Genomic DNA, 10,771 nt, shown 5'->3' with positions numbered 1-10,771 from the left:
GTAGTGAAAAAGCGTACAAAAATAGAGTGCCAAAGATATTGGTGTGATAAGTCGACCGAGAATAACTTGACACATACTTAAGTTGGGGAACCGTTGACATCTCCTTAGTAACTAGGTAAAATAATGATTGTTGACTTTTACTTTGGGGCCATAGTTCAGTGGGAGAATGCTTGTCTGGCAGACAAGAGGTCGCGGGTTCAAATCCCGCTGGCTCCATCATTGTTATAACATATTTATAATTTTAGACGAGGTCCAAAACAGATTGCTAGGTTTGTGGACCTTTTTTGTATAAACAAGTTTAATTTCTTCAAGTTTATTGTCGGGAATGATATTATTTTTTACTCCATATGTTTATCACATAGTTATTGTTTAATATGGAGGATTATTACGTTGTTTCATATTCTTAGAGATAAGAGTTTTTTGCGTTAAAGTTTACAAAAAGAGAAAGAAGGTAACTTATGTCCAGTCGTGAAATGCAAACACAACAAGTATCGATTAACCGTGTTCCGCTTATGATCGTGTTAATTTTAGGGGCATTTGTTGCGATTTTAAATCAGACGCTTCTAGGGACAGCGTTGCCACCGATCATGAAAGATTTAAACTTAAGTGAAAATACAGTACAATGGCTCCAGTCCGTATTTATGCTAGTTAATGGAATAATGATTCCAATTACAGCTTTTTTTATTGAACGGTTTTCCACGAGGGGCCTGTTTTTAACGGCGATGGGTACGTTTACGCTCGGGACGCTCATCTGCGCACTAGCACCGAATTTTGCTTTATTAATGGCAGGAAGAATTTTGCAAGCTGCTGGTGCAGGGATTATGATGCCACTAACGCAAACGATTTTATTTCTTATTTATCCGGTTGAAAAGCGTGGTTCTGCGATGGGAATGTTCGGGCTAGTGATTGCTTTTGCGCCTGCCATTGGTCCGACACTTTCGGGATGGCTAGTCGAACAGTTTCCGTGGAGAAGTGTCTTTTTCGTCGTCTTACCGATTGCAATCATTGATATTATTGTAGCTTATTTTATTCTGAAAAATGTGACGAAGCGAACATTTCCAAAGCTAGATATAAGGTCCATCATTTTATCTACTTTTGGATTCGGCGGGATATTATACGCATTTAGTACAGCTGGAAGTAGCGGATGGCTGAGCTTAGATGTCGGAATAGCGATGGCGATTGGGCTTGTTACTCTAGTGTTATTTATAATGAGACAGTTTAAACTTAAACAACCGATTCTTGAGTTTCGTGTCTTTAAACATAAAATTTTTGCGTTAACAACTGCTCTCGGAATGATTGTTTTTATGTCCATGATCGGTTCGGCTGTCGTCATGCCGTTATTTATGCAAAATATGCTTCAGTTTTCACCGCTTGAATCTGGGTTAGTTTTGTTGCCTGGTGCTCTATTAATGGGGTTGATGAATCCGATTACGGGGCGGTTGTTTGATGCATTTGGAGCGAGATGGTTAGCTATTATTGGTTTATTCATACTAGTCGTCACGACGTTTATGTTATCAATATTATCAACGGAGACCTCATTTACGTATTTAGCTATAGTGAATGCAGCGCGAATGCTTGGTATTTCAATGGTTATGATGCCAGTAACAACAGCTGGGCTCAATTCTTTGCCTGCAAACTTAATCCCACATGGTTCGGCGATGAATAATACGATGCGTCAAGTCGCAGGAGCTGTTGGCACTGCTTTACTTGTAACAGTAATGACGATGTATGAACGTCCTGAAGAAGGAATGAACGGCATGATTCATGGTGTGAATGTTTCGTTTTTCGTTGCAGGAGTACTTGCCGTTATTGGTTTTGTAATGTCCTTTTATATAAAAAGCAAAAACGTGGAGGGTGAGAAACAACATTAATTATAGAATCTAGAGTTGTCTAACAAGTATTTAAAATTGAACAGACGTATTATGTCAAAAAGATGGTTTCCTTCGTCTGTTTCTTCGTAGAATATTTTTTTTATGTCTTTTCGGGTTTCACCCACGATGAGTTCAGTAAATTTTTCTTGTTCTTCAAAATTTGGGGAATGAGCAGAATTTTCGAATCATATCCAATGTTTTTCGGGTGCTTGTATCAAATTGAACAGTTTTTCTGTGATCTGATAGGGTACGGTTAAATCGTGTCTCCCCATACAGAAGTAGCAAGGGATTTTAATAGTTTTTATTGCTTGTATTAAATCAAGTTCTCGCATTTCTTGTTGAAGGTTCTTCATACTGAAATATTGTCCTTTCAAAAGTTTCACGATGTCGAATAGTGTATATTCTTTACTCCTTAGTAACTCTTTAAAAATCGCTCGGATAAATTTCCCATCGTGTACAATCCCTCCACCGAATTCATCCAAATATTTTTGATGCAACCTGTCATGCTTAAGGTTTTTCCATGGGGGTGGACCGATTTTGATTAAATCATAAAGGGCTTTTTTGTTATTTCTAATTTTTGCTCGTTCGGGTAAAATTTTGTACGATAACTTTTCTCCAGCGATATAATTTGCAACCTGTGCTATGCCGAAATACCGCTTATACAATTCAGGACTATGAGACACAGCTAATATGCCTAACATTGTTCCCCAAGAATGCCCTACTAAATAAATTTTATTTTTGTTGAAGCGATTGATGAGATAATCGGTCAATTCTATCGTATCATCAACAAACTGATTAATATTCATCGTTTCGAGAGGAATCTTTTTCGTATATGACAAACCTGAGCCTCGTTGATCCCAATTTATAACGACAAAGTGCTTTTCAAGTTCTTGCTGAAAAGTTCTAATGAATCCAATTTGGGCGGCTCCTGGTCCCCCATGCAACATTAACAAAATCGGATTTTCCTCGTTAACACCTCGAATATAAATCCATTGCTCAAGTTTTCCTAATGTGATATTTGATAATTCAGAGATTGAGTTCTGGTTATATATTTGTGGTGCTTTTCTAGTAAACATCGGTATTTTTCTCTCCCTAGCTTTTGTCATTAATTACTTTATTCAAAACAAGGTGAGAAAATCCTACATGAAAGTTTATCTATGTTAAAATAACGGTGGAAACTAGGTTGAAGGGAGAAGGATATGAGAGGAATTTCAGTTTTTGCAAACGTTGTGACTAGATTTCTCCCAGTTTGGATTATTGTATTTGCAATTGTCGCTTATTTTTTCCCTGCTCCGTTTGAGCCGCTAACAAATTGGACGGGCTTTATGCTTGCATTTATTTTGTTTTTGATGGGGCTGACGATTCCGCCTTCGAGTTTTCGCTATGTGTTGAGACAGCCAAAGTTAGTATTTTTCGGTGTTGTTTTTAAGTGGACAGTGACGGTTGCGATTTCTGTCGGTTTAGGCTTTTATTTTTTGTCAGATTCTCCTGATCTGTTAACAGGATTTATTCTTTCTGGTAGTGTTCCGAGTGCAACGGCCGCAAGTTTGTATACGTTTATTGCGAATGGGACGGTGCTCTTAAGTGTGACGATGTCAGTCGTCGATACGTTTATTAGTCCAATTGTAACGCCGCTTTTGCTTGAAGTGACAGTCGGACACTTAATTCCGATTGAATTTTTGCCGCTCATTATTAAAATGCTTATGATTGTTGCGCTTCCGATCGTGATTGGGCTAGTTGTGCAATTGAAGCTACGTAAATTTGTTGAGGTCGTTCAACCTTCGATTCGCTTTTTTTCATCGATAACATTAATTCTAATTGTACTGTCTGTCGTTTCAGGTTCTCAGGAGCTTCTCGAAGAAAATATAGGAATGTTACCACTTCTTATCATCATTACGACGTTGCAAATTTTAATACCAATGTTTATCGCATATGCGATTGCGAAACTATTAAAGTTTCATGAACAAGATGCACGAGCCATTTTATATGAAGCGGGTTTATGTAATACGGCGCTCGCTGCAATTTTGGCAATTGATAATATTAGTTTTCTTGCGGCAGTACCAGCGGTTATAAATACAGTACTGAACTTATCGCTCGGTGCGTTGATAGCGATGATCTTAGCGAGTCGAGGCTCGGATCGCAAACAGGTTTCTTCAGCTAAATAAAGGAAAAGCTTTTTATGTTACGATAGTGTTGAATTGTAGATTGAAATGGAGAAGATTTGAATTGTTAGAAAGAAAGTTTGATCAGATGCTTCGGATTCGAACGACAGGATTACGGGAGTGGAAAAATCATTCTACGCATTTTAATCGTTACGAGGCTACACCGTATAAAGCGTTACAGCAATTGTTTCAAGTTTACAAATTAAAGGAAACGGATCAACTTGTCGATTTTGGTTGTGGCAGAGGGAGAGTGCCATTTTACATTCATCACCATTTTCAAATTCCTGTGACAGGCATTGAAGTTAACGATAAAACGTACGAAGAAGCATTGAATAATAAAATAAGTTATCGTCAACAAGCGAAGCATATACTTGCCCCGATTAAACTTAAATATGGGCTCGCTGAGCAATACGAAGTGAAAAAGTCAGATAATCGTTTTTACTTTTTCAATCCATTTTCCGCTAAGATTTTTAAAAAGGTCGTCTCGAACATTATGAATTCGCTTGAGGAGCATGATCGTTCCGTTGACATTATCCTTTATTATCCGTTGAAAGAATACAAGCAAGTATTGAAAAAACATACGTCGTTTTACTTAATGAACAAAGTTCGTGTTCCAGACGCAAAAGACAAGAAAGAAAAGTTTCTCATTTATCGTTATAAAAGCAAAGACTAGTATCTTTTTGGGAAGGTGCTAGTTTTTTCTTTTTTCAAAATGCATAGTTACTTTGTACAAATATTTTAGTTACATGTTTATCAGTGTTTAAAATAATAGGTCAATTGACTAGACACATTTTGTGTATGTGCCATATGATATTGTAATTATTGTTCATGGGGGCGCTTATCATATGTCAATTAAAAAAGACCTAGTACAGTTTATACGTAAAGAAATTCAAAACTATCAAAAAGAAAGGTCTAGCGAAGAATTTGCAACACGAAACTTATGCTCACGTTCTATTGGTTCATCCAGACCTGTTGACGTGCCACGTTCATCAAGATTAACAGAAGTACAGGGAGTCCAAGGTCCACCTGGAGCAGTAGGTCCCCCAGGACCCGGAGGACCAAAAGGGACTTCAGGAACGAATATAAAACTATTTGTAACAGAGGAACAAGGCGGAGCAAAATCACTCCCTCTTTCTACTCCGACAGATTTTCCAATTATGAACGTTCAAGTGACGACAAATGAAGAAAATGAAAGGGTTAAAATTAATGGGATTGTGAGTACAAGCGTTTTGACAGTGCCAAGCGAACGAAATTTTCAAATTGCATTAGCTTTCAGACTTTTTCGAGACCATGAGTTTTTAACAAGTACTAGTATTGAAGGTAGTTTTGAAAGACCAGTTTCATTATCTCGTTTTTATGAGTGGCATCCATATCATCATTTTGTCGACGTGCCCGGTCCACTAGGAACTTATACGTACGAAATTAGAGCTCGTCATCTTATTCCTCCTGTGAACGTGGATGATATTATTGTGAGAAATTTAGGGTTTACTGCAGAAGTTTTTTCTCCAATTTAATCCTTTTGCAGAATTGGCTAGCATATTTTATGAGGAGGTGCTAGTTTCATTGTTATTTCGTAGTGTTTTTAAAGAGAACACATTAATGATAAATTATAATGTAAGACAACTTATTATAAGGTCGGTATGTAGTAATGGATCGAGAAAATTTACATAAAAGAATTTTTAAGGACAAATCTGTCGATATTTCTTTATCGTTATCAATTTGAAGGTTTATATAGCAGAAAACTATTCAAAAGTTACACTCTATCAGTAAATTAAAATACGATATGCAACTTGTGCCAACTAATGTTATAAGAACATTTTGAGGTATTAAGTATGACTTATTTTCTTTTTCTTCTTTTGATGAGGGAGAGCCTTTTTTAATCATATTTTCAACTTCTAATCCACCTTCACTAATTATTTTTGAAACTTCTTTAGTCCGCATCTCGTTTTTTTTATTAACTTTAATTTTGGGTCTGTCTTGATTCGACATTTTAAATCGCTTCCTTTCTCAATAAATTTGCCTTTTAATCGGGTCATAAAAATCCCCATGAAAGGAGATACATGGGGATTAATTGAATTGGCTTCATGTTTACGTTTCTTCGATCTGCTCTCTTTCAAACGTCGTTACCGATAAAGGCTTCTAGCATCCAAATGGTTTTATCAATATTTTCTTTGTAGCCAATAAGCATATCTTCTGTCACAGCATCATTTTCTTCACTTGCAAGTTTAACTCCTTGCAGGGCAAGGCTTCCCATTGTGCGATAGTCTTCTATCAGATTGCGGACCATGTCTTCCGCTCGGATTTTTTCATCATATGGCTTTTCAGAAATTGATGCATGGTCAAGATATTCGCGCAACGTGGAAAAAGGCTTTTCACCTATTGCGATTAAACGTTCCGCAAAGGTATCAGAGAATGCGCTAGTCTCATTGTACAATTCTTCAAACTTTTCATGGAGTCTGAAAAAATCTGGTCCTTGAACATACCAATGGTATTGATGCAGTTTGACATAAAGCACTCCAAAATTTGCGACTAATTCATTGACTACAGATGCAGCTGTCTTTTTACTTTGTTCTTGAAATTTGCTTACTGCCATTCGTTATACCTCCATTTTTTAGTTTTAGCATATAAGAAGAAAGCGAATTGGCTTAAACCCATCATATCTATTATTAAAAGGGAAAAATAGCAAGATGGAAAGATTCTCCACTTTCTTCAATTTACCTAGTGGAACAGCATGTTCTTTATAAATGAAAATATTATCCTACATTATTATTAGTTACCCACTGCACACCATTATTAAACAAATGAAGGTAATAAAAAAAAAAGATTGTATGAATAAAATGAATGAAAAGGGGAACTAAGTGCATGAAGAAAACCCTTATTCACAAGGGTTTTCATAATTTAGAGAGTCTCTGTTCTAACTGTTTCGAAAGTACGTTTTAATGTAGATGCGACTTGATCAATCGCTCTTTTTCCTTGTTCGATAGCACCTGGCATCCAACAAAATCCATGGATCATTGAGTCATAACGGGTTGTTTCGACGGGTACACCTGCGGTTTTTAGTCGTTCCGCATAAGCTTCTCCTTCGTCCCGTAATGGGTCAAACCCAGCGGTGATAACAAGAGCTGGAGGGAGATGACTTAGATCATCAGCTAAAAGTGGTGAAGCATATGGGTTTATGCCATCCTGTTCGTCACGGAGATAATGGTTCCAGAACCAAATCATTGTTGGTCTTGTCAGAAAATATCCGTCAGCATTCTCCACATAAGATTTTGTATCAAAACCGTGATTCGTTACAGGGTAGAGCAAGACTTGCTGAACAATCGAGGGACCACCTTTATCTCTAGCCATCATCGACACAACGGTAGCTAAATTTCCTCCTGCACTATCACCGCCAACGGCAATTCGATTTGAATCGACTTGAATGGAATCTGCATAGGTTGCAACCCATTTCACAGCAGTGTACGCATCTTCAATTGCGGCTGGAAACTTATGTTCTGGTGCAAGTCTGTAATCGACAGATACGACGACACAATTTGCTTGATTTGCAATACGACGGCACGGAACGTCGACAATATCTAAATCTCCGATCACCCAACCGCCACCATGGTAGTATACAAGTGCTGGGAATGGACCATCGCCATCAGGTATATAAATTCGGACTGGAATGTTTCCATCAATCGTTCTGTTTATGACGTGTTCTACTTTTTCAGGCGCTCCAGCTAGAAGACTAAAGTTACTAGTCCAACTTCTTGCTTCTTGCGGTGATAATGTTTCCATAGGAGGAACACCTAACACTTTTAATTGTTCTAAAACAAATTTTGCTTGCGGATCAAGATTGGCATCACGATTCATGATTTTTTCATTTCCGTCCGTTTCTACTTTTTGTGAATCAGATAAAATCGTAAAGCCTTCATAACTTTTCGCAGCGACGTCGTCACAAATTTGCCGATATGGTCCGACGCCTCCTGCAAATGCAAGAAATTCTCGTCGTTTTCCTTCGATATTCGCTCCCATATACCATGAATCCGTCTTAGATAACAGTGTCATATCGGCAATGGCTTGACATTGTTGGCTCCACATTTGTTCGAATTCGGGATTGGCTTCAATCGTGTCTGCATTGTGCTTGTTAAGATATTCTAGACAGTCCATAATCCAATCGACATGCTGTTCAATCGAAACAATCACGTTGCTAAGAACTGAAGGACTTTGGGGCCCTGTAATCATAAACATGTTCGGGAACCCCGCCGTTGAAATTCCTAAATATGTTCTCACACCGTTGGCCCATTTATTCTTCAATGTGATTCCGTCTTTTCCTTCGATGTTTAACTTAAGTAATGGACCTGTTAACGCATCAAACCCCGTTGCAAAAACGAGGATGTCTAATTCATATTCTTGCTCTGTCGTACGCACTCCAGTCTTTGTAATTTCTTTTATTGGTGTCGAACGTAAGTCAACGAGTGAAACATTTTGACGGTTATACGTTTCAAAATAGTTTGTGTTGAGAATGGGGCGTTTCATCCCGTAATAATGCTCGGGCATCAGTTTTTCAGCCGTTTCAGGATCGTGAACAATTTTTTTTATTTTAGAACGAACAAATTCGGCGACTGTCTTGTTAGCTTCTGGGGTTATTGGTATGTCGCTATACGTATATAAAAGCGAAAATAGCCCGCCTTCTTGCCAAGCTTCTTCGTAGACTCGTTGTCGTTCTTCTGGAGAGTCTTGTACTGTAGAACGCGTCCGTGCAGCAGAGGGGATGCCATGCATCGATGCGTACATCTCCTGTCTAATCTTTTTAAAGTTCTCTTTAGTTTTTCGGATCGTTTCTGAATCGAGTGGTTTGTTATGCGCCGGACTACTATATTGTGGTGTTCGCTGAAAGACAGTGAGATGACCCGCTTCCTGAGCAATGACTGGTATCGCCTGAATCCCACTTGAACCTGTTCCAATTATACCGACCCGTTTGTTTTTAAAATCAACTTTCTTCTGAGGCCATTCACCTGTATGGTAAAAATCACCTTGGAAAGAATCAATTCCTTTTATATTTGGAATGTTGGATGCGGAAAGAGCGCCAACCCCCGTGATAAAGTACTTGGCAATGATTTTACTGCTGTTTTCTAATTCGATTTCCCATTTCTGACTTTTTTCATCATAACGAGCGGATGTAACTTTTGTATTTAGCTGAATATCTTCTCGTAAATTAAGTTTATCTGCCACGAAATGAATGTAACGTAAAATTTCATGCTGTTCAGCATACTTTGAAGACCATGTCCATTCGTTTAGGAGCTCTTCAGAAAATGTATAGTTGTAATAAATACTTTCGATGTCACATCGGGCTCCTGGATAACGGTTAAAATACCATGTTCCACCTATATCTGGGGCAGCTTCATAAACTCGAACCGAATAACCAGCATCTCGCAACCGATGAAGCATATAAAGTCCTGAAAATCCAGCTCCAACAACGACAGCATCATAATGAACTAAGTTCTGTCTGTCAGACGTCATATTTAAATAACCTCCCCAATGTAATGTTATTCAATAATTGTAAATTGCTCTAGCCTACAGCTACATACAGTTCGAATATTAGGATTATTCAATATTTAACTAATAAAACGATGATTCTCTTCATCGATTTACGTTGCAAACTGTAGGTAGCAGCGGCTCAAATAAAGCGCTTACAGTGATTGTAGCATAGGTGATTACAAATCTACGACCCTTCAAATATAGTGATTCAAGTGAATTCTAAAAACAACGAGAAACCCTGTTATTACACAGGTTTTAGCAACTACAATCAAGATGAGAATCGGGAAATGAACCTGCGCCATCGTTCCTTTTTTGTAAAAAACGAATCAAATCAATTCTAAAGATCTAGTTAGAAGTTCTAAGTGCAACTATCAAAAGAAATAACGACATGGACATGTCATATATGAGTAGAATCTCGTTGAATAGAAGAAATGAATCGTATTTGTCGGCTTGTATTTTAGGATAGATTGAACTCTCTAGGATGAACGATCATTTACTCTGCTTTTTTATACTCAGCCCAAATCGCCTTAAATTTTAGTGTGGTAAAACGAAACGATAATTATGGTCCTTAATAACAAAATCGTCCGGAGAGACTTCGTAATCATTTTCACGCATTTGTGTTGTTTTAGTAATATTCGGTTTATTGTTATCGATTGCAATTGAATATGCTTTGCTTCGTCAGAAATTCGTTTTATCTCTCTACGTAGAAAGCCCAAAAAATGTAGAGAATGTAGAGTAAGAGTAGTTGAGTGGATAATTTAGTTGAGAGGAAGTTCTAGATAAAACTAGCAAACATATAGAGGACAGGAAACGATTGCTATCCGAGAGTTTCTTGTCCTCTGTTATAATCAAAACTGATCGGGATGACAGGATTCGAACCTGCGACCTCATGCACCCCATGCATGCGCGCTACCAAACTACGCTACATCCCGATTAATTCTCATTACTAGATAGTTTAGCATACTTTCGCTTTTCCCACTAGAGAACTTTGGTATAATTAGCCATGAAGAGTAAATTTATATCTCTTACTCATTGATGATGGGAAAATCACTTATCCACAGTTGTTAATTTTTACCAGTTGGTCTTCCTCTTTTTTGAGTCGAAATGAACCGAATTTCTGTTTTTGACTTTTTAAGTTGTGGATAACTCAAGTTTCCCTTTTTTTCTATCACATCCTTTGGTACAATAAAACCACTAGGTAAACCGAATTTGAATCGG

The 10,771-nt window shown here is 37.7% G+C and carries 8 protein-coding genes and 2 tRNA genes; 5 read left to right on the top strand and 5 right to left on the bottom strand.

What is annotated here, in order from left to right; translation table 11 throughout:
• Positions 1-144: 144 nt before the first annotated feature.
• Positions 145-216 (top strand) — tRNA-Ala (locus ABU914_RS14770).
• Between the two features lie 242 nt (positions 217-458).
• Positions 459-1,871, top strand: a complete 1,413-nt coding sequence (locus ABU914_RS14765; protein WP_379670471.1) for an MDR family MFS transporter — start codon at positions 459-461, stop codon at positions 1,869-1,871.
• A gap of 185 nt (positions 1,872-2,056) precedes the next feature.
• Here the strand turns inward: ABU914_RS14765 and ABU914_RS14760 are convergent, their stop codons facing one another.
• A complete protein-coding gene (locus ABU914_RS14760; protein ID WP_379670470.1) occupies positions 2,057-2,947 on the bottom strand; it encodes an alpha/beta hydrolase in 891 nt (296 codons plus the stop codon).
• Between the two features lie 123 nt (positions 2,948-3,070).
• On the opposite strand from ABU914_RS14760, the gene ABU914_RS14755 reads away from it, so the two are divergent.
• From ABU914_RS14755 to ABU914_RS14745, 3 genes are all read left to right on the top strand, one after another.
• Positions 3,071-4,036, top strand: coding sequence for a bile acid:sodium symporter family protein (locus ABU914_RS14755; protein WP_379670469.1), 966 nt, complete (start codon positions 3,071-3,073; stop codon positions 4,034-4,036).
• Between the two features lie 61 nt (positions 4,037-4,097).
• Positions 4,098-4,706: an SAM-dependent methyltransferase gene (locus tag ABU914_RS14750; protein ID WP_379670468.1), complete on the top strand. Its 609-nt coding sequence runs from the start codon at positions 4,098-4,100 to the stop codon at positions 4,704-4,706.
• Between the two features lie 172 nt (positions 4,707-4,878).
• Positions 4,879-5,547 carry a hypothetical protein gene (locus tag ABU914_RS14745; protein WP_379670467.1) on the top strand — a complete coding sequence of 223 codons (669 nt, stop codon included), beginning with the start codon at positions 4,879-4,881 and terminating at the stop codon, positions 5,545-5,547.
• Positions 5,548-5,779: 232 nt separating this feature from the next.
• Here ABU914_RS14745 and ABU914_RS14740 read toward each other — a convergent pair whose 3' ends face one another.
• From ABU914_RS14740 to ABU914_RS14725, 4 genes are all read right to left on the bottom strand, one after another.
• Positions 5,780-6,022 carry a hypothetical protein gene (locus tag ABU914_RS14740; protein WP_379670466.1) on the bottom strand — a complete coding sequence of 81 codons (243 nt, stop codon included), beginning with the start codon at positions 6,020-6,022 and terminating at the stop codon, positions 5,780-5,782.
• A 124-nt stretch (positions 6,023-6,146) separates the two neighbouring features.
• Positions 6,147-6,626 (bottom strand): Dps family protein, encoded by a 480-nt coding sequence (locus tag ABU914_RS14735; RefSeq protein WP_379670465.1) that lies wholly within the window; start codon positions 6,624-6,626, stop codon positions 6,147-6,149.
• Positions 6,627-6,931: 305 nt separating this feature from the next.
• Positions 6,932-9,535 (bottom strand): flavin-containing monooxygenase, encoded by a 2,604-nt coding sequence (locus ABU914_RS14730; RefSeq protein WP_379670464.1) that lies wholly within the window; start codon positions 9,533-9,535, stop codon positions 6,932-6,934.
• A gap of 876 nt (positions 9,536-10,411) precedes the next feature.
• Positions 10,412-10,485 (bottom strand) — tRNA-Pro (locus ABU914_RS14725).
• Positions 10,486-10,771 lie beyond the last annotated feature (286 nt).

The organism is Pueribacillus sp. YX66 (genome assembly GCF_041725775.1).
Classification (GTDB): domain Bacteria; phylum Bacillota; class Bacilli; order Bacillales; family UBA6769; genus Pueribacillus.
The sequence above is the reverse complement of the archived record's forward strand: the minus strand, read 5'-3'. Positions and strand labels throughout refer to the sequence as shown.

Excerpts from the sequence above, each read along its gene's own strand:
- ABU914_RS14760 (WP_379670470.1), bottom strand. The coding sequence starts at position 2,947 with ATGTTTACTAGAAAAGCACCACAAATATATAACCAGAACTCAATCTCT.
- ABU914_RS14755 (WP_379670469.1), top strand. The coding sequence starts at position 3,071 with ATGAGAGGAATTTCAGTTTTTGCAAACGTTGTGACTAGATTTCTCCCA.
- ABU914_RS14745 (WP_379670467.1), top strand. The coding sequence starts at position 4,879 with ATGTCAATTAAAAAAGACCTAGTACAGTTTATACGTAAAGAAATTCAA.
- ABU914_RS14730 (WP_379670464.1), bottom strand. The coding sequence starts at position 9,535 with ATGACGTCTGACAGACAGAACTTAGTTCATTATGATGCTGTCGTTGTT.
- ABU914_RS14735 (WP_379670465.1), bottom strand. The coding sequence starts at position 6,626 with ATGGCAGTAAGCAAATTTCAAGAACAAAGTAAAAAGACAGCTGCATCT.
- ABU914_RS14765 (WP_379670471.1), top strand. The coding sequence starts at position 459 with ATGTCCAGTCGTGAAATGCAAACACAACAAGTATCGATTAACCGTGTT.
- ABU914_RS14740 (WP_379670466.1), bottom strand. The coding sequence starts at position 6,022 with ATGTCGAATCAAGACAGACCCAAAATTAAAGTTAATAAAAAAAACGAG.